The sequence below is a fragment of the Streptomyces sp. NPDC021356 genome (assembly GCF_040641015.1).
GTDB lineage: Bacteria > Actinomycetota > Actinomycetes > Streptomycetales > Streptomycetaceae > Streptomyces.
This window is the reverse complement of the sequence record NZ_JBFACU010000034.1, coordinates 62,636-80,332: the sequence shown is the minus strand read 5'-3', so window position 1 is coordinate 80,332 and position 17,697 is coordinate 62,636. Positions and strand designations below refer to the sequence as shown.

Annotated in this window: 14 protein-coding genes and 1 tRNA gene; 8 read left to right on the top strand and 7 right to left on the bottom strand. The window is 72.8% G+C overall.

What is annotated here, in order from left to right; genetic code table 11:
* Window positions 1–104: 104 nt before the first annotated feature.
* The 3 genes from AB0G56_RS33580 (at window position 105) to AB0G56_RS33570 (ending at window position 4,009) form a co-directional block, all read left to right on the top strand.
* Window positions 105–809, top strand: a complete 705-nt coding sequence (locus tag AB0G56_RS33580; protein ID WP_360977142.1) for a response regulator transcription factor — start codon at window positions 105–107, stop codon at window positions 807–809.
* Window positions 806–2,176, top strand: coding sequence for a HAMP domain-containing sensor histidine kinase (locus AB0G56_RS33575; protein ID WP_360977139.1), 1,371 nt, complete (start codon window positions 806–808; stop codon window positions 2,174–2,176). The genes AB0G56_RS33580 and AB0G56_RS33575 overlap by 4 nt, the downstream gene beginning before the upstream one ends.
* Window positions 2,177–2,548: 372 nt before the next feature.
* Window positions 2,549–4,009 carry a cellulose binding domain-containing protein gene (locus AB0G56_RS33570; RefSeq protein ID WP_360977136.1) on the top strand — a complete coding sequence of 487 codons (1,461 nt, stop codon included), beginning with the start codon at window positions 2,549–2,551 and terminating at the stop codon, window positions 4,007–4,009.
* 112 nt (window positions 4,010–4,121) lie between these two features.
* On the opposite strand, the gene AB0G56_RS33565 is transcribed toward AB0G56_RS33570, so the two are convergent.
* Both AB0G56_RS33565 and AB0G56_RS33560 read right to left on the bottom strand, forming a co-directional pair.
* Window positions 4,122–5,546: a GH1 family beta-glucosidase gene (locus AB0G56_RS33565; RefSeq protein ID WP_360977133.1), complete on the bottom strand. Its 1,425-nt coding sequence runs from the start codon at window positions 5,544–5,546 to the stop codon at window positions 4,122–4,124.
* A gap of 175 nt (window positions 5,547–5,721) precedes the next feature.
* The gene (locus AB0G56_RS33560) at window positions 5,722–6,765 is read right to left on the bottom strand and encodes a LacI family DNA-binding transcriptional regulator (RefSeq protein ID WP_360977130.1); all 1,044 of its coding nucleotides are present in this window, start codon (window positions 6,763–6,765) and stop codon (window positions 5,722–5,724) included.
* A 492-nt stretch (window positions 6,766–7,257) separates the two neighbouring features.
* Here AB0G56_RS33560 and AB0G56_RS33555 point away from each other — a divergent pair, with 492 nt between their 5' ends.
* The 5 genes from AB0G56_RS33555 (at window position 7,258) to AB0G56_RS33535 (ending at window position 13,919) form a co-directional block, all read left to right on the top strand.
* Window positions 7,258–8,577 (top strand): extracellular solute-binding protein, encoded by a 1,320-nt coding sequence (locus AB0G56_RS33555; protein ID WP_360977127.1) that lies wholly within the window; start codon window positions 7,258–7,260, stop codon window positions 8,575–8,577.
* Window positions 8,578–9,029: 452 nt separating this feature from the next.
* Window positions 9,030–10,022, top strand: coding sequence for a sugar ABC transporter permease (locus AB0G56_RS33550; RefSeq protein WP_360977124.1), 993 nt, complete (start codon window positions 9,030–9,032; stop codon window positions 10,020–10,022).
* A gap of 14 nt (window positions 10,023–10,036) precedes the next feature.
* On the top strand, window positions 10,037–10,957 hold the full coding sequence (locus AB0G56_RS33545; protein ID WP_360977122.1) for a carbohydrate ABC transporter permease: 921 nt from the start codon (window positions 10,037–10,039) through the stop codon (window positions 10,955–10,957).
* Window positions 10,958–11,213: 256 nt separating this feature from the next.
* Entirely contained in the window at window positions 11,214–12,659 is a 1,446-nt protein-coding gene (locus AB0G56_RS33540; protein ID WP_360977120.1) for a GH1 family beta-glucosidase, read from the top strand.
* 204 nt (window positions 12,660–12,863) lie between these two features.
* Complete coding sequence (locus tag AB0G56_RS33535; protein WP_360977117.1) at window positions 12,864–13,919, top strand: LacI family DNA-binding transcriptional regulator; 1,056 nt, start codon at window positions 12,864–12,866, stop codon at window positions 13,917–13,919.
* Between the two features lie 128 nt (window positions 13,920–14,047).
* Here the strand turns inward: AB0G56_RS33535 and AB0G56_RS33530 are convergent, their stop codons facing one another.
* The 5 genes from AB0G56_RS33530 to AB0G56_RS33510 form a co-directional block, all read right to left on the bottom strand.
* Complete coding sequence (locus AB0G56_RS33530) at window positions 14,048–14,590, bottom strand: GNAT family N-acetyltransferase (RefSeq protein WP_360977115.1); 543 nt, start codon at window positions 14,588–14,590, stop codon at window positions 14,048–14,050.
* A gap of 76 nt (window positions 14,591–14,666) precedes the next feature.
* A tRNA-His gene (locus tag AB0G56_RS33525) sits at window positions 14,667–14,739 on the bottom strand.
* Window positions 14,740–14,851: 112 nt separating this feature from the next.
* Window positions 14,852–15,460: an oligoribonuclease gene (orn, locus tag AB0G56_RS33520; RefSeq protein WP_360977112.1), complete on the bottom strand. Its 609-nt coding sequence runs from the start codon at window positions 15,458–15,460 to the stop codon at window positions 14,852–14,854.
* 128 nt (window positions 15,461–15,588) lie between these two features.
* On the bottom strand, window positions 15,589–16,815 hold the full coding sequence (locus AB0G56_RS33515) for a helix-turn-helix domain-containing protein (RefSeq protein WP_360977109.1): 1,227 nt from the start codon (window positions 16,813–16,815) through the stop codon (window positions 15,589–15,591).
* Between the two features lie 378 nt (window positions 16,816–17,193).
* Entirely contained in the window at window positions 17,194–17,457 is a 264-nt protein-coding gene (locus AB0G56_RS33510; RefSeq protein WP_360977192.1) for a hypothetical protein, read from the bottom strand.
* Window positions 17,458–17,697 lie beyond the last annotated feature (240 nt).

Here is a 17,697-nt window from a genome sequence, read left to right as displayed (position 1 = left end):
GCGGCCGGGCCGGGAACGGGGTCGTCCACAGGCGGCGGGAGCCCCCGCCGGAAGTTGTCCACAGGCCCGCACCGGGTATGTCCGTATGGCGTACGGTGCGGCGCATGGCAAGTGTGCTCGTGGTCGAGGACGACCAGTTCGTACGCTCGGCGCTCATCCGTCACCTGACCGACGCCTCGCACACCGTGCGCAGTGTCGGGACGGCGCTGGAGGCGCTGCGCGAGGTCGCCCATTTCCGCTTCGACGTGGTCGTCCTGGACCTCGGACTGCCCGACCTGGACGGCGCCGAGGCCCTGAAGATGCTGCGCGGCATCACCGACGTGCCCGTCATCGTCGCCACCGCACGGGACGACGAGGCGGAGATCGTCCGGCTGCTCAACGACGGGGCGGACGACTACCTGACCAAGCCGTTCTCGGTCGAGCACCTGTCGGCGCGCATGGCCGCCGTACTGCGGCGGGCCCGCTCCGGCCCCGCCGAGGCCGCGCCGTCCACCGTCCTGCGCGTGGGCGGGCTGACCGTCGACCCGCTGCGCCGCCAGGCCGAGCTGGACGGCGCCCGACTCGACCTGACCCGCCGCGAGTTCGACCTGCTGGCCTTCCTCGCCGGACGGCCCGGCGTCGTCGTGGCCCGCAGGGAACTGCTCGCCGAGGTGTGGCAGCAGTCCTACGGCGACGACCAGACCATCGACGTCCATCTCTCCTGGCTGCGGCGGAAGCTGGGCGAGACCGCCGCACGGCCCCGCTACCTGCACACGCTGCGGGGCGTGGGCGTGAAGCTGGAGCCACCCGGGGCGGAGCCGGCGCGATGAGGTGGGCGCTGGTCAAGGTCTGCCTGGCGGTCACCACGATGGTCGTCGTCGCCTTCGCGGTGCCGCTCGGCCTGGTCGTCAAGGAGATGGCCCGCGACCGCGCCTTCTCCCACGCCGAACGCCAGGCCGCGGCCGTCGCGCCCGCCCTGTCCATCACCACCGAGCGCGACCAGTTGGAGCGGGTCGTCGCCTCGGCGGGCTCGGACGCCCGGATGGCCGTGCACATACCGGCCACCGAGGGCGGACGCGCCGTCGACATCGGCCGGCGGCGGGCCGCCGGGGCGGACATCGCCACCGTCCGGCGGATGGGCCGCGCCTCCACCACCGAGGTGCCCGGCGGATCCACGCTGCTCCAGCCGGTCGCGCTCAGCTCCGGTGCCATCGCGGTCGTCGAGGTCTACGTCCCCGAGACCGAGGTCGGCAACGGCGTGGGCACGGCCTGGGCGGTGCTCGCCGGTGTCGGCGCCGCGCTGGTCGTCGGCTCGGTCGCCGTCGCCGACCGGCTCGGCGTCCGCATGGTGCGGTCCGCGCGGCGGCTCGCCCAGGGCGCGCACGAACTGGGTGAGGGCAAACTGGGCGCGCGGGTGCCCGAGGAGGGACCGCCCGAACTGCGCCGGGCGGCCGTCGCGTTCAACTCCATGGCCGACCAGGTCGTCCAGCTCCTCGCGGGCGAACGGGAACTGGCCGCCGACCTGTCCCACCGGCTGCGTACGCCGCTGACCGTGCTGCGGCTCAACGCCGCCTCGCTCGGGCAGGGCCCGGCCGCCGAGCAGACCCGCGCGGCGGTCGCCCAGCTGGAGCGCGAGGTCGACACCATCATCCGGACGGCCCGCCAGGCCAAGCCGCGCACGGCGGCGGCCAAAGCGGGCGCGGGCTGCGACGTGGCCGAGGTCGTCAGGGAACGGATGGGGTTCTGGTCCGCGCTCGCGGAGGACGAGGGCCGCACGTGGCGGCTGGCCGGGGTCGAGCGGCCGGCCCGTGCACCGGTGGCCCGCGCCGACCTCGCCGCGGCCCTGGACGCCCTGCTCGGCAACGTCTTCCGGCACACCGCCGAGGGCACGGCGTTCGCCGTCGACGTGCACCACGCGGAGGACGCGGTGATCGTGCTCGTCTCCGACGCGGGCCCCGGCATACCCGACCCGGCCGCCGCCATGCTGCGCGGCCGGGGTTCGGGGAGCGACGGCTCCACCGGACTCGGCCTGGACATCGTGCGCCGCCTGGCGGAGGCGACCGGCGGCGACGTCCGGATCGGCTCCTGCGTGCTCGGCGGCACCGAGGTACGCGTCCGGCTGCAACGGGACGGCCGCCGGCCGGCACGCAAAGGCCACCGGGGCACCGTCCGCCGCCGGCGTACGGCGGTGGGCTGAGCAGGCGCCGCCGGCGACCGGGGACGCCCGCGGGGCCGTGGGACGCCTGCGGGGCAGTGGTCGGGACGACGGCCGCGAAGTGCGTGCGGGCGGTGGCCGAGGAAGCCGCGTCGTGGCTTGCCCGGACGCGGCCGTGCAAGCCACGAGGGGCACGGTCAGGGGCGTACGCGGGACCGGACGGCGGCCGCGGGACGGCGGCGACCTTTAACCGGCCCCGATGCCTTCCTTAAGCGCACCCTAAGAACCTCGACTGCCGTCCGGATCCGCCTGATTGCCCGGTTCCGCATCGCTAGCGTGCTGCCGCACCCACCCCCTCCGGGGCAGCCCCACGGACGTCCCCGGACCCCTGAACAGCGAAGGCAGGCACGCACGATGAGCACGCACCGGCGCAGGATCAGCGGCAGGAACAAGGTGTTGGGCGGCCTGGTGGCGGCGGCCGCGGTCGGCGGCGGGGCCTTCGTGTTCACCGCCACCGCGCAGGCCGCCGGGACCGGTGCCGCGTACACGAGGACCAGCGACTGGTCGACGGGCTACACCGCGCAGTACGTCGTCACCAACAACAGCGGCGGGACGCAGCGGGACTGGACCCTGGAGTTCGACCTGCCGACGGGCACGAAGCTGGGCTCGCTGTGGAACGGTGAGGCCGCTGTCAGCGGGCGGCACGTCACCGTCAAGCCCGCCAAGTGGGACACCGCCGGGCTCGCCCCCGGCAAGTCCGTCACCGTCGGCTTCGTCGTCGACGGCACCGGCGCCCCGACCGGCTGCCGGATCGACGGCGCCGCGTGCTCGGCGGACGACGGCGCCACCCCGCAACCCAGCGGGCGCCCCACCCGATCCACGAGCCCGTCCCCGACGCCCCGCCCCACCTCCACTCCCACCCCCACGAAGACGCCGACCGCCGACCCCACCCCCTCGCCGAGCACCGGCACCGGCACCACCACCGGCGCGGGCTTCGCGCCCTACGTCGACACCTCCCTCTACCCCGCCTTCGACCTGACGGCGAGCGCCGACGCGACCGGCGTGAAGAACTACAACCTCGCCTTCGTCACCGACGGCGGCGGCTGCACCCCCAAATGGGGTGGCGTCACCGAGCTCGGCAGCGACGGCGTCGCCTCCCAGATCGGCGCGCTGCGCGCCAAGGGCGGCGACGTGCGGGTCTCCTTCGGCGGCGCCAACGGGTCCGAGCTGGCGACGACCTGCTCCTCGGCGGACGCGCTGGCGGCGGCGTACGGCAAGGCCGTCGACCGGTTCGAGCTCACCAAGGTCGACTTCGACATCGAGGGCGGCGCGCTGTCGAACACCGCCGCCAACACCCGCCGCGCCCAGGCCATCGCCGAGCTCCAGCGGCAGCACCCCGGCCTGGACGTCTCCTTCACCCTCCCCGTCATGCCCGAGGGCCTGACCCAGGACGGCGTGAACCTGCTGGCAGGCGCCAAGTCCGGCGGTGTGCGGATCTCCACCGTCAACATCATGGCGATGGACTACGGCGCCTCGTACAACGGCGACATGGGCAGCTACGCCGAGCAGGCCGCCACCGCCACCCAGGCCCAGATCAAGAGCGTGCTCGGCCTGTCCGACAGCGCCGCCTGGAAGGCGGTCGCCGTCACCCCCATGATCGGCGTGAACGACGTCTCCACCGAGGTCTTCAAGGTCGACGACGCCACCCAGCTGGTGGACTTCGCCAAGACCAAGGGCCTCGGCGGGCTTTCCATGTGGTCGGCCACCCGCGACAAGCAGTGCGCCGGCGGCCCCAAGCCCACCGCCGACGCCACGTGCAGCTCCATCGCGCAGGAACCGTACGCCTTCACCAAGGCCTTCGGCGCCTACAAGTGACCGGCGCCAAGTGACCGGTGGGCGCGGCACTCCCCTCCGGCTCCCGCGTGCCGCGCCCCCCGCTTGCCCCCGCTTGCCCCCGCCCGCCCCCGAGCGGACGGTGGCCCGTACGTCAGACGGCGTCCACCGGCGGCAGCTGACCGGTCCGGGCCGCCCTCCCGTACCAGTGGGCGCTGGACTTCGGCGTCCGGGCGAGGGTCGCGTAGTCCACGTACACCGCCCCGAACCGCTTGGCATAGCCGTAGGCCCACTCGAAGTTGTCCATCAGGGACCACAGGTAGTAGCCGCGGACGTCGGCCCCGTCCGCGTTGGCCCGGTGGATCGCCGCGAGGTGCCCGTGCAGGTAGGCGATGCGCTCCGGGTCGTGCACGCGGCCGTCGTCGTCCACCTTGTCGGGGTAGGCCGCGCCGTTCTCCGTGACGTAGAGGGGAACTCCGGGGGCCTCGCGGGTGTAGCGCATGATCAGCTCGTGCAGGCCGCCCGGGTCGATCGTCCAGCCCATCTCCGTACGGTCGCCCGGGGCCTGGTGGAACGCCACGTCCTCGGAGCCCGGCCACGGCGAGTGCGCGCTCGACCCGTGCCCGTCCGCGCGCGGTCCCTCGGGGGCCGTGTCCGGCGACGACACCAGCGCGGTCGTGTAGTAGTTGAGGCCGAGCGCGTCCAGCGGCTGCCGGACGGCACGCAGGTCCCCGTCGAGGACGTACGACCAGTCCGTGACCGACGAGGTCGCCTCCAGCAGTGAGGCCGGGTACGCGCCGTGCAGGATCGGGCCGTGGAAGACACCGCAGGCCAGGTCGTCGATGCGCCGCGCCGCCGCCAGGTCCGCCGGGTGCTGCGACAGCGGGCGGATCACCTGCGAGTTGAGGCTCACGGCGACCGAGGCGCCGGCCGGCAGCACCGAGCGCAGTGCCTGTGTGCCCAGGCCGTGGGCGAGGTTCAGGTGGTGCGCGGCGCGCAGGGCGGCCAGGGGCTCGGTGCGGCCGGGCGCGTGCACCCCGGAGCCGTAGCCCAGAAAGGCGCTGCACCAGGGCTCGTTGAGCGTGATCCACTGGTCCACGCGGTCGCCGAGCGCCTCGCCGACGAGCTGCGCGTACTCCGCGAAGCGCAGCGCGGTCTCGCGCTCGGGCCAGCCGCCCGCGTCCTCCAGCTCCTGCGGCAGGTCCCAGTGGTAGAGCGTGACGGAGGGCTTGATGCCGTGGGACAGCAGTTCGTCGACCAGCCGCCGGTAGAAGTCCAGGCCCGCCTGTGCGGCGGGGCCGCGACCGGTGGGCTGCACGCGGGGCCAGGAGACCGAGAAGCGGTAGGCGTTCAGGCCGAGTTCGGCCATCAGGGCCACGTCGTCGCGGTAGCGGTGGTAGTGGTCGACGGCGACGTCACCGGTGTCGCCGTCGGCCGTCGCGCCCGGCGTACGGCTGAAGGTGTCCCAGATCGAGGGGGTGCGGCCGTCCTCCCGCACGGCGCCCTCGATCTGGTAGGCGGAGGTCGCCGCGCCCCACAGGAAGGCGGGAGGAAAGGTCACGGTCTTCGGTTCGGGCATGGAATCGCTCCCACGAGTCGGGTGGGCCCCATTATGCATGGGAGCGCTCCCACAGTGAAGGAGGGGCCCCGGAGGACCGCACGCCGTGGTGCCGGTGGCTCAGGGGCGGGCCTTCTGGTGGATCTCCGCGGCGTCGCGACCCTGGCCGCCGGGAGTCACGCGCCGGGGTCACCGCTCAGGCGGACGCCCGCACCACCAGTTCCGTCGGCAGCACCACTTCGCGGTGGCCGGTGCCGCGGTGGGCGATCTCGTCCAGCAGGAGGTCCGCCATGGTGCGGCCCATCTCCTCCAGCGGCTGGCGGACGCTGGTCAGCGGAGGGTCGATGTGCCGCGCGACGATCGAGTCGTCGAAGCCGACGAGGGCGACGTCCTGCGGCACCCGCAGGCCCGAGGCGCGCAGCTCCAGCACGGCACCCGAGGCCATCACGTCGGAGGCGGCGAAGACGGCGTCGAGGCCGGGCCGCCGGCGCAGCAGCTCCCGCATGGCGGCGCGCCCGCCCTCCTCCGTGAAGTCGCCCCGCGCGACGAGGTCGTCGTCGACGGGGAGACCGGCCTCCTCCAGCGCCGCCCGGTACCCGTCGAGCCGGGCCCGGGCCGCGTCCATGTCCAGCGGCCCCGTGATGGTGCCGATGCTCCGGCGCCCGCCCGCCAGCAGGTGCCGCACCGCGGCCCGGGCGCCGCCGCTGTTGTCCGCGCGGACGTGGCCCAGCCGCTCCCGGTCGCTGCGCCGCCCGGCCAGCACGGTCGGCACCGACAGTTCCTCCAGCCGGTCGGGGAGCGTGTCCTCGCTGTGCACCGCCATCATGAGGACGCCGTCCACGCGTTGCGCGGACAGGTACGTGGCGAGTCGCGCGTACTCCTTCTCGTCCCGCGCCAGGACCAGCAGCAACTGCATGCCCGCGCTGGCCAGTCCGGTGGAGACGCCCCGGATGATCCCCGAGAAGTAGGGCTCGGAGAAGAGCCGGGTCTCGGCCTCCGGGACGACCAGGGCCACCGAGTCGGTGCGGCGGGTGACCAGGGAGCGGGCGGCGCGGTTGGGGACGTAGCCGAGCTCCGCGATGGCCTGCTCCACGGCCGCGCGCGAGCGGTCGCTCACCTTGGGCGAGCCGTTGATCACCCGGGAGACCGTGCCCCGGCCGACCCCGGCGCGGGCGGCCACGGCGTTCAGGGTCGGGCGCCGGACGTCCGCCGGCCTCGGGGGCGGTTGGACGGGGCTCATCGTTCACCTTCCGGCGGTTGCGGTGGGGGTCCGCTCATTCTGGCCCAGAAATTCCGGCCACCGCCCCGGGCGTCCGGCCGCTGGGCGGGTCCGAACCGTTGACCTGTCCGTGACCTGCGTGAATCCTGCGGGGGAGCGGTCGGTGTCCGGCGTGTGACGGGGCGGCGCGTGACACGTTCACGTGACGTGCGGAACACGCTTGCGCAACAACGCCGTTTTCAAGTCTTGACACCCGGCCCGGCAGCAAGGAGTCTTCCGGCATGCCGCGTGGGAGCGGTCCCACGGAGCGTCGGGACTCTCTCCCGTGTGGACCCAAGTACCGACGGCCCTTCCCTCTACCTCGCATGGCACACCGTTGACCAGCACCTTCGCGCCACACGACACGTGCTGTGGGCGGGCCGCTGCTCGAACCGAGAGGGCAGGTCCCGACCGCCGGTCTTCCGGCGGTCTGATTCCTGAGGTCCCGTTCCCACTGGAACAAGGAGTAGTGGAATGCGCATCACCCGTACCGGCGGCGGTCGCGGCCGCAGAGCAGCGGCCTTGACCACGACGGTCCTGACGGCCTCGGCCCTGCTGCTGACCGGTTGCAGCAGTGACGGTGACTCGGACAGTTCGGATGCCAACGGGAAGATCACCCTCAAGGTGGCCGACTACGGGCAGTTCGGCTACAAGGAGGCCGGTCTGTTCGCCCAGTACGAGAAGCTGCACCCGAACATCACGGTGAAGGAAGAGACCACCGCGAACGAGGCGGACTACTACCCGAAGCTGCTCCAGCAGCTGAACGCGGGCAACGGTCTGGCGGACGTCACGGGTATCGAGGTCGGGCGCATCAAGGAGGTCGTCGACACCCAGGCGGGCAAGTTCACCGACCTGAGCAAGTCGATCAACGTCGCCGACTGGGTGTCCTGGAAGGAGAAGCAGGCCACCGCGAAGGACGGCTCGGTCATCGGCGCCGGCACCGACATCGGCCCCATGTCGCTGTGCTACCGCAGGGACCTCTTCCAGCAGGCCGGTCTGCCCAGCGACCGCGAGGCCGTCGCCAAGGCCGTCGCGGGCGGCTGGGAGGACTACCTCAAGCTCGGCGAGCAGTACAAGAAGAAGGCGCCGTCCGGCACTTACTTCATGGACTCCGCGAGCGCCATGTACAACGCGGTCGTCAGCTCGTCCTCGAAGCAGTACTACGACGCCGACGGCAAGGCGGTCTACAAGGACAGCGAGTCCGTCAAGCAGGGCTGGAACCTGGCCGCCGAGGCCGCCGCGAAGAAGCTGAGCCAGGGCGTGCCGCAGTTCCAGGACCCCTGGCAGGCGGCGCTGCGCAAGGGCACCATCGCCTCCATGGCGTGCCCGGCCTGGATGGCGGCCCAGATCACGACCTACTCCGGCGACAACTTCAAGGGCAAGTGGGACATCGCCCGCGCGCCCGGTTCGGCCGCGGCCAACTGGGGCGGTTCCTTCCTCGCCGTGCCCAAGAGCGGCAAGCACGTCAAGGAGGCCACCGACCTGGTCAAGTGGCTGACCGCTCCCGAGCAGCAGGCCGCGGTGTTCAAGGCGGTCGGTGTCTTCCCGTCGAACAAGGGCGCCTACGAGCTGGCCAGCGTGAAGAACGCGACCCTGCCGTACTTCAACAACGCCCCGGTCGGCCAGATCTACGCCGAAGAGGCCAAGTCCATCCCCGAGGCGGTGCTCGGCCCGAAGGACGCCGCGATCAAGGACACGATCTCCACGCAGATCAACAACATGGAGCAGCGCGGTACTTCGCCCGAGAAGGCGTGGGGCGCCGCCACCGAGTCGATCGACAAGGCGATCGGCTGACAGCAGCCGGCTGACCTCCGCCGGTGCGGGCGGCCCCTCCGGCCGCCCGCACCGCCCTGCACCCGGCGCCGCGCGACGGCCGCCGACGCGGGGGGACGACCGCACCCGGCCCGGCCGCCGAACGCCGGGCAGCAGCGGCCTTCCTGAGAACCGGGGCGTGGGGCGGGGCGGGCTTCGTCCGGTGCCGCTGAGGGGGCGGGACTGTTCGGGCCGCCCGGGCTGTCCGGGATGCCTGGACCGTGCGTGCCGCCTGGGCCGCTCGGCCTTCTGGCTCACCTAACCCTCCTGGCCCTCCTGGCTCCCTGGTTAGCCTGACCCGCTTGGTTGTTCCTGGTAGGGAGCGGCGGGGACTTCGCGGACCCGGCGTCGACCGACCCGTGAACCCGACTCCCGCCTCCGCCCCGCCCCCCTCCCCCTACCCGGCCGAAACCTCCCAGGGAAGGACTCCCTCCGTGGCAACGACAACCCCCACCCGGGGCGCCTACACCCCGCCGCCCGGCGGCTCCGGCGCCCAGCCGAACGGACGCGCCAAGTGGCGTTCCCGGCTGTGGCGCCTCGACGACAAGGTGTCGCCGTACGCGTACATCGCCCCCTTCTTCCTCGTCTTCGGCGCCTTCGGGCTCTACCCGCTCCTCTACACCGGCTGGATCGCCCTGCACCGGGTGGAGCTGACGGCCCTCGACCAGTCGCAGTGGGTCGGCTTCGACAACTTCTCCAAGATCCTCCAGGACTCGGAGTTCTGGACGGCCGTCTCCAACACCTTCGTCATCGGCGTCATCTCGACCGTCCCGCAGTTGCTCGTGGCGCTGGGCCTCGCCCACCTGCTCAACTACAAGCTGCGCGCCAGCACGTTCTGGCGGACGGTGATCCTCACCCCGTACGCCACCTCGGTGGCCACCGCCGCCCTGGTCTTCGCCCTGGTCTTCCGCGCCGACGGCGGCTTCCTCAACTGGGTGCTGCACTTCTTCGGTGCGGGCAACACCGACTGGGGCAACGGTGAGTGGACCTCCAAGATCGCCATCTCGGTCATCGTGATCTGGCGCTGGACCGGCTACAACGCCCTGATCTACCTCGCGGCCATGCAGGCGGTGCCGGCCGACCTGTACGAGGCGGCGTCGATCGACGGGGCGACGCGCTGGCAGCAGTTCCGCAAGGTGACCATCCCCTCGCTTCGGCCGACGATCCTGTTCACCATCGTCATCTCGACGATCGGCTCCATGCAGCTGTTCGGTGAGCCGCTACTGCTCCAGGGCGGCACGCTCGGTGCCGTCGGAGGCAGCGAGCACCAGTACGAGACCCTCAGCATCTACCTCTACAACTACGGCTGGAAGCTGCAGCATCTGGGCCCGGCCGCGGCCGTGGCCTGGGCCATGCTCGTCCTGCTGCTGCTCATCGCACTGATCAACTGGATCGTCGGCCGGCTCGTGCGCAAGAGCGCGGCCTGACGGGAGCGATATCGATGACCACGACTCATCCCGCCAAGAGCGCACCGGCCCTCGCCCCGGCATCGCTGCCCGCCTCCCCGGAACGGGGCCGCGGCCGTTTCAAGATGGGCGCCGGACAGCAGCTCAAGGGCGGCCCGTTCACCTACATCGCCCTCGTCGTCGTCGGCCTGGGTTCGATCTTCCCGCTGTACTGGACGCTGGTGGCCGCCTCCCACGACCAGCAGCGGGTCCTCGACAGCCCGCCGCCGCTGATCCCGGGCGGCAAGCTGTGGCACAACCTCCAGGCGGCCTGGGAACAGGCCAACCTCGGCAAGGCCATCGTCAACAGTGTCATCGTGGCCGGCTCCATCACCGTGGCCACGCTGTTCTTCTGCACGCTCGCCGGGTACGCCTTCGCCAAGATGCGCTTCCGGGGGCGGGGCGCGCTGATGACCGCGGTCATCGCCACCCTGACGATCCCGCCGCAGCTCAGCGTCGTTCCGCTGTTCATGCTGATGGCGGACATCGGGTGGGGCAACAAGCTGGAGTCGGTGATCTTCCCGACCCTGGTCGGCGCCTTCGGTGTCTTCTTCATGCGCCAGTACCTGCTGGAGGCCCTGCCCTACGAGCTGATCGAGGCCGCCAAGGTCGACGGGGCGAGCAACATCCGCATCGTGTGGAACGTCGTGCTGCCCGCCGCCCGCCCGGCGATGATGGTGCTCGGCATGCTCACCTTCGTCCAGGCGTGGAACGACTTCTTCTGGCCGTTCCTCGCCCTGAGCCAGGAGAACCCCACCCTCCAGGTGGCGCTCGGCCAGCTCAGCGCGTCCTACACCCCCGACCAGAGCATCGTCATGGCCGGAGCGCTGATCAGCACCCTGCCCCTGCTGCTGGTCTTCATCGTCTTCGGCAAGCAGATCGTCGGCGGCATCATGGCGGGCGCCGTCAAGGGCTGACCGCCGGACCGCCGGCCCGGCACCACTGACCGGCCGGCACCACGGGCCGCCCGCGACCGCTGACCGGCCGGCACCCCGCCCCGGCACGGACCCGCCCGTACAACCCGTACAACCCGTTCCGCCCCGTCCCCGACCCCGACCCCGGCCCGCACCGGCCGCCCCGCCGCGGGCCGGCCGTCCGGTACGGCCCGCCACGCACGCGGGCCGTACCGGACCACCTCCCCTTTCCCACGCCACCTTTGGGAGCGCTCTCACCATGACCGCCGTACGACCCGAGACCACTGCCCGACAGGCTTCCGGCGCCGCCTTCCCGACCGGCTTCGTCTGGGGTGCCGCCACCGCCGCCTACCAGGTGGAGGGCGCCGCCGCGGAGGACGGCCGCACCCCCTCCATCTGGGACACCTTCAGCCACACCCCCGGAAAGGTCCTCAACGGCGACACCGGTGACATCGCCGCCGACCACTACCACCGCTACCGCGACGACGTGGCGCTGATGAAGGACCTCGGCCTGAAGGCGTACCGGTTCTCCGTCTCCTGGTCCCGGGTCCAGCCCACCGGCCGCGGCCCCGCCGTCGAACGCGGCCTGGACTTCTACCGCAGGCTCACCGACGAACTGCTCCAGGCGGGCATCACCCCCGTCGCCACCCTCTACCACTGGGACCTGCCCCAGGAACTGGAGGACGCCGGCGGCTGGCCGCACCGCGACACCGCGCACCGCTTCGCCGAGTACGCCGAGATGACGGCCCACGCCCTCGGCGACCGCGTCGGCGTGTGGACCACGCTCAACGAGCCCTGGTGCTCGGCGTTCCTCGGCTACGGCTCCGGCGTGCACGCCCCGGGCCGTACCGACCCGGCCGCCACCCTGCGCGCCGCGCACCACCTCAACCTGGCGCACGGGCAGGCGGTCGGCGCCCTGCGCTCCGTACTGCCGGCGTCCGCGCAGGTCTCCATCACGCTCAACCTGCACCAGGTGCGCCCGCTCACCGACAGCCCGAAGGACGCCGAGGCCGCCCGCCGCATCGACGCGGTCGGCAACCGGGTCTTCACCGGACCGATCCTGGACGGCGCCTACCCCGAGGACCTGCTCGCCGACACCGCGCACCTGGTCGACTGGGGGCAGCTCGTGCGCGACGGCGACCTCGCGGAGATCTCCCGCCCCCTCGACGTGCTCGGCGTCAACTACTACGCGCCGACCGTGGTCTCCCACTCCGCCGACGGCGCCGCCACGAAGAACGACGGCCACGGCGCCAGCGACCACTCCCCGTGGACCGGCTCCGACGACGTCGCCTTCCACCTCGCCAACGACCAGCTCACCGCGATGAACTGGGCCATCGACGCCGACGGTCTGCACACCCTGCTGACTGCTCTGGCCGCCGAGCACCCCGGGCTGCCGCTGATGGTCACCGAGAACGGCGCCGCCTTCGACGACTACGTCTCACCCGAGGGCAAGGTGAACGACCCGCGGCGGATCGCCTACCTCCGCTCCCACCTGGACGCCGTCCGCCGGGCCGTCGCGGACGGCGCGGACGTGCGCGGCTACTTCCTGTGGTCCCTGCTGGACAACTTCGAGTGGTCCTACGGCTACTCGAAGCGCTTCGGCGCCGTCTACGTCGACTACGCCACGCAGCGCCGTATCCCCAAGGAGAGCGCCCGCTGGTACGCGGGTGTGATCCGGGACAACGCCCTGCCGTCGGCCGGCTGAGCCGGGGCGGCGGAAAGAGGGCAGGCGGCGGGGAGGGGCAGGGCGGGCCCGGGCGCGGGACCATGGGATCGGGGGGGCGGACTTCACGGGGTCGGGCGGCCGGGCCACGGGGCCGGGGGCGGTCCGGGCCCGGCTGTTAGATTCCTGACCTGGATTCCTGACCTCGATTCCCGGCCTGACGGCTGCGAACGGAAGGCGGCGACTATGGCGGTCAACGGTGGGCGGGGCCGGGGCGGCGGCCGGCCGACCCTGGAGGAGGTCGCCGCCCGGGCCGGCGTGGGCCGCGGCACGGTCTCCCGTGTGATCAACGGTTCGCCGCGCGTCAGCGACGCCACCCGCGCGGCGGTCCAGGCGGCGGTCGCCGAACTCGGCTACGTCCCCAACACCGCCGCCCGCGCGCTGGCCGCCAACCGCACCGACGCGATCGCGCTGGTGGTCCCCGAGCCGGAGACCAGGTTCTTCGCCGAGCCGTACTTCTCCGACATGCTGCGCGGGGTCGGCGCCGAACTGGCCGACACCGAGATGCAGTTGCTGCTGATCTTCGCGGGCGGCGACCGCGAACGCCGGCGGCTGGCCCAGTACCTGGCCGCGCACCGGGTGGACGGCGTCCTGCTGGTGTCGGTGCACGCGGACGACCCGCTGCCCGACCTGGTCGCGCAGCTGGAGATCCCGGCGGTGATCAGCGGTCCCCGGTCGGCGGCGGAGGCGCTGACCTCGGTCGACTCCGACAACTACGGCGGGGCCCGCTCGGCGGTGGAGCACCTGCTCTCCCGCGGCCGCCGCCGCATCGCCCACATCACCGGCCACATGGACGTCTACGGCGCCCAGCGACGCGTCGACGGCTACCGCGACGCGCTGAGCGACGCCGGCCTCGCCGTCGACGAACACCTCGTCGAGCACGGCGACTTCACGGAGGAGGGCGGACGCCGGGCGATGACACGTCTGCTGGAGCGCGAGCCCCGGCTGGACGCGGTCTTCGCCGGTTCGGACGTCACCGCGGCGGGCGCCCGCCAGGTGCTGCGCGCCTCGGGCCGCCGCATCCCGGACGACGTAGCCCTGGTCGGCTACGACGACTCGGCCATCGCCCGCCACATGGACCCGCCGCTGACCAGCGTGCGCCAGCCCATCGAGGAGATGGGCCGCGCGATGATCGACCTGCTCCTGACGGAGATCGCCGACCGCCGCCCGCCGAACGCCGCCGAACCGGAACGGCGGCACGCGGTCCTGCCCACGGAACTGATCGTGCGCACGTCGTCGTAGCGGCAGCGGCAGCGACAGCGGCAGCGACAGCGCCCCGCCCGGCGCGCGGGGCCGGTTGCCGCGCCCGCATTCCGGTCCGTCGGCCGCCGGCCACCCCGCGGCGCGGTCAGGCGGCGGTCACGCGGTGGTCACTCGGCCGGTGCCGACCGCCACACCGTCTCGCCGTCCTCGACTTCCCCGGTCGGCAGCAGTCCGGCCGCCGTGGCGACGGCGGCGGAGGCGTGGTGGGCGGGGTGGATGTGTGCGACGAACGTGCCGATGCCGCCGCGCCGCAGGGCCCCGACCAGCCCGCGCGCCGCCTCCGAGGCGAATCCGCGCCCCTGCCAGGCCGACCCCACCACCCAGGCGATCTCGGCCACCTCCCCGCCGCGCACCGTGGCCTGTACGGTCCCCACCAGGGGCCCGCCGGCCCGGCCGTCCCCGCGCAGCCGCAGCACCCAGTTGCACCACGAGACATCCGGGTCGTCGGATCCGGCCACCAGCCGCTCGTAACGCGCCCGCAGTTCCTCCCCGCCGAGCGGCGCACCGCCGATGAAGACGTGCAGCGCCGGATCGGACAGCACCGCCGCCATCTCCTCGGCGTGCCCGACGCGAAGCGGGACGAGATCGAGGCGGGCGGTACGGAAGGGCACCGCAGGAAAGGACTCGGCGGGAAAGGGTTCGGTGCGCACGCGGACTCCCGGAACCGGAAACAGAAAATCGGCCGGTGACCGCGATGTTCGTCGCGGTCACCGGCCGACTACACAGGGTGAGTGACGGGACTCGAACCCGCGGCATCCTGGACCACAACCAGGTGCTCTACCAGCTGAGCTACACCCACCATGACCGGTGGCGGTGGAAGCTTTCGTTTCCCCGACCGGCCGAGAAAAAGTGTACAGGGTCCGAAGGGGTGCTCGCGCACGTGTTTCGCGGCGCCCCTTCTCGGGACCCTTCTAACCGTGCTGAGCAGGCAGGACGTACTTCGCGGCGATCGCCTTGGCGGTGTCGGAGTCGGGGCCCGGCTGGGGCACGAAGACGGCCTCGCGGTAGTAGCGCAGCTCCGCGATGGACTCGCGGATGTCGGCGAGGGCGCGGTGGTTGCCGTTCTTCTCCGGGCTGTTGAAGTACGCCCGGGGGTACCAGCGGCGGGCCAGTTCCTTGATGGAGGAGACGTCGACGATGCGGTAGTGGAGGTAGGCCTCCAGGTCCGGCATGTCGCGCAGCAGGAAGCCGCGGTCGGTGCCGACCGAGTTCCCGCACAGCGGCGCCTTGCCGGGCTCCTTCACGTGCTCCCGGACATAGGTGAGGACCTGCTCCTCGGCGTCCTTCAGCGTCGTGCCGCCGGCCAGCACCGCGAGCAGGCCGGACGCGGTGTGCATCTGACGCACCACCTCCGGCATCGTCTCCAGCGCCAGGTCCGGCGGCCGGATGACGATGTCGACCCCCTCGCCGAGTACGTTCAGCTCGGAGTCGGTGACGAGGGCGGCCACCTCGATGAGAGCGTCGTCGGACAGCGAGAGGCCGGTCATCTCGCAGTCGATCCACACCATGCGATCGTTCATGTGTCTCACCTTACGGCGCCGCGCCGCGAGCGGAACCGACCGTGCGCGACCCGGACGGTACGCGACCTCGGCCCTGTGCGCCGGACGGGACGGGGGAGCGCGGTGCCCGCGCTCCCGCCGCCCGTGCCTCAGTTACCGCTGCGCTGGCCCGGCAGGCTCGCCGACAGGGCCGCCGGGGCGCGCCGGCCCGGGTGCGGCAGCGGACCGTCGGGGTGCAGCGACGACGGTGCCGGACCCGAGGGCTGCGGGACGCCGAGGACGGGAGCCGCCGTGGCCCCCGGTCCCGCCGGTCCCAGCGCTCCCATCGACGCCTCGGCGTCCGCGGGACGTTCGCCCTGCGGCCTGCGCGCCCGGTACGCCGCCCGGTAGGCGGCCGGGGACGAGCCCAGCTGCCGCCGGAAGTGGCCGCGCAGCGCCACGGGGGAGCGGAAGCCGCAGCGGCCCGCGACCTCGTCCACCGAGTAGTCCGACGTCTCCAGCAGCCGCTGCGCCTGGAGCACCCGCTGGGTGATCAGCCACTGCAGCGGCGCGCTGCCGGTGAGCGAGCGGAAGCGGCGGTCGAACGTGCGCCTGCTCATGTAGGCGCGCGCCGCCAGCGTCTCCACGTCGAACTGCTCGTGGAGGTGTTCCAGCGCCCAGGCGACGACCTCGGCGAGCGGGTCGGCGCCGATCTCCTCGGGTAAAGACCTGTCCAGGTAGCGTTCCTGGCCTCCGCTCCGGCGGGGCGGCACGACCAGGCGGCGGGCCAGCGCGCCGGCCGCCTCGTTGCCGTGGTCGGTGCGCACGATGTGCAGGCACAGGTCGATCCCGGCCGCCGTGCCCGCCGACGTCAGCACGTCGCCGTCGTCGACGAACAGCTCCCGCGGATCGACGTGCACCGACGGATAGCGCTTGGCCAGCGTCGGCGCGTACATCCAGTGGGTGGTCGCCGGGCGGCCGTCGAGCAGGCCGGCGGCGGCCAGGACGAAGGCCCCGGTGCACAGGCCCACGATGCGGGCGCCCTCCTCGTGCGCCCGGCGCAGTGCGTCGAGCGCCTCCTCGGGCGGTGGCGCGGTGATCGAACGCCAGGCGGGCACGACGACGGTGCCCGCCCGTGAGATCGCCTCCAGGCCATGTGGCGCGGTGAGTTCCAGGCCCCCTGTGGTCCGCAGCGGGCCTTCCTCGCCGGCCGCCACCAGCAGGCGGTAGCGCGGCACTCCGGCGTCCTGGCGGTCGATCCCGAACACCGACAGCGGTATGGAACTCTCGAAGATGGGGCCGCCGCTGAACAGCAGCACCGCGACGATCTCCTTGCGGCGGCGCCCGGACAGTTTCCGGGCCGCGTTTTCCGGCGCGGCAGTGGAGTCGTGGCTCATACTGCTAAGCCCCCCTCGGTGGTCGCGGCTCCTCGGTTGTGTCGCTCCTGCACGTTTCCCCTCGGTCCTGCACGAGTCCCCCGCCATAAGACAGTCAAGATCGAATCTACTGTGTCCCGCCGTGCCGCGGTGACCAGTTCGACACCCGGCACATTGTCGACATGGCAACTTGGCGTGAAGCATTCGATCACGAAGCGTTGCACTCCCACGGCGCGCAGGGAAGTACGCCTCGTGGCGGTGGCCAATCCCCGTAGGGCACGAAGTGCCCCCGAGACCCTTTCCGTGCAGGTCAAACGGTGGTTGAGGGGGTGGGGGGCGAGGGGATGCGCGAGTTCCAGAAGTTGGCTGAAAAGATACGGTCGGGTGCGCGGAAACCGGTCAGCTGACCGGTGTCGTTCCCCCCGGGTGCCGGCCGCCCCGGTGCGCGCCCGTGCCCGTCCGCTGGTGCCGGCCGCGGTGCGGGGCCCGCTCCTCGGCGCGCAGCCGGGCCGCCCCGCGCTCGGACTGGCGCAGCAGGACCCGGCAGGCCGCGGTGACGGCGGCCAGCCCCAGCGCGGCGCCGGTGGCGCCGGCCGGCGAGGCGCCGTACCAGAGCAGGACCGCCGGGACGAGGGCGCAGCTGAAGGCGGCCCAGCGCACCACGTCGCCCGCGGTGTCACCGGCGGCCCCGCCCGGCCCGGTGGATCCGGCGGTCCGGGCGGGCCCGGCGGCTTCGGCAGGCGTCTCCCGGGGCGCGTCGGGCGCCGTCCCGCGCGCCGGGGGCGAGGAGCGCCTTCCGGGCGCGGTCGAGGGGCGTCTCCCGGAGGCGGTGCGGGGTCCGGACACGGCGTGCTCCCTATGGTGCTCCCTGCGGCGGCGGCTCAGCGGGTTCAACGCGTGTTC

Excerpts from the sequence above, each read along its gene's own strand:
- AB0G56_RS33580 (WP_360977142.1), top strand. The coding sequence starts at position 105 with ATGGCAAGTGTGCTCGTGGTCGAGGACGACCAGTTCGTACGCTCGGCG.
- AB0G56_RS33575 (WP_360977139.1), top strand. The coding sequence starts at position 806 with ATGAGGTGGGCGCTGGTCAAGGTCTGCCTGGCGGTCACCACGATGGTC.
- AB0G56_RS33570 (WP_360977136.1), top strand. The coding sequence starts at position 2,549 with ATGAGCACGCACCGGCGCAGGATCAGCGGCAGGAACAAGGTGTTGGGC.
- AB0G56_RS33565 (WP_360977133.1), bottom strand. The coding sequence starts at position 5,546 with ATGCCCGAACCGAAGACCGTGACCTTTCCTCCCGCCTTCCTGTGGGGC.
- AB0G56_RS33560 (WP_360977130.1), bottom strand. The coding sequence starts at position 6,765 with ATGAGCCCCGTCCAACCGCCCCCGAGGCCGGCGGACGTCCGGCGCCCG.
- AB0G56_RS33555 (WP_360977127.1), top strand. The coding sequence starts at position 7,258 with ATGCGCATCACCCGTACCGGCGGCGGTCGCGGCCGCAGAGCAGCGGCC.
- AB0G56_RS33545 (WP_360977122.1), top strand. The coding sequence starts at position 10,037 with ATGACCACGACTCATCCCGCCAAGAGCGCACCGGCCCTCGCCCCGGCA.
- AB0G56_RS33540 (WP_360977120.1), top strand. The coding sequence starts at position 11,214 with ATGACCGCCGTACGACCCGAGACCACTGCCCGACAGGCTTCCGGCGCC.
- AB0G56_RS33535 (WP_360977117.1), top strand. The coding sequence starts at position 12,864 with ATGGCGGTCAACGGTGGGCGGGGCCGGGGCGGCGGCCGGCCGACCCTG.
- orn (WP_360977112.1), bottom strand. The coding sequence starts at position 15,460 with ATGAACGATCGCATGGTGTGGATCGACTGCGAGATGACCGGCCTCTCG.
- AB0G56_RS33515 (WP_360977109.1), bottom strand. The coding sequence starts at position 16,815 with ATGAGCCACGACTCCACTGCCGCGCCGGAAAACGCGGCCCGGAAACTG.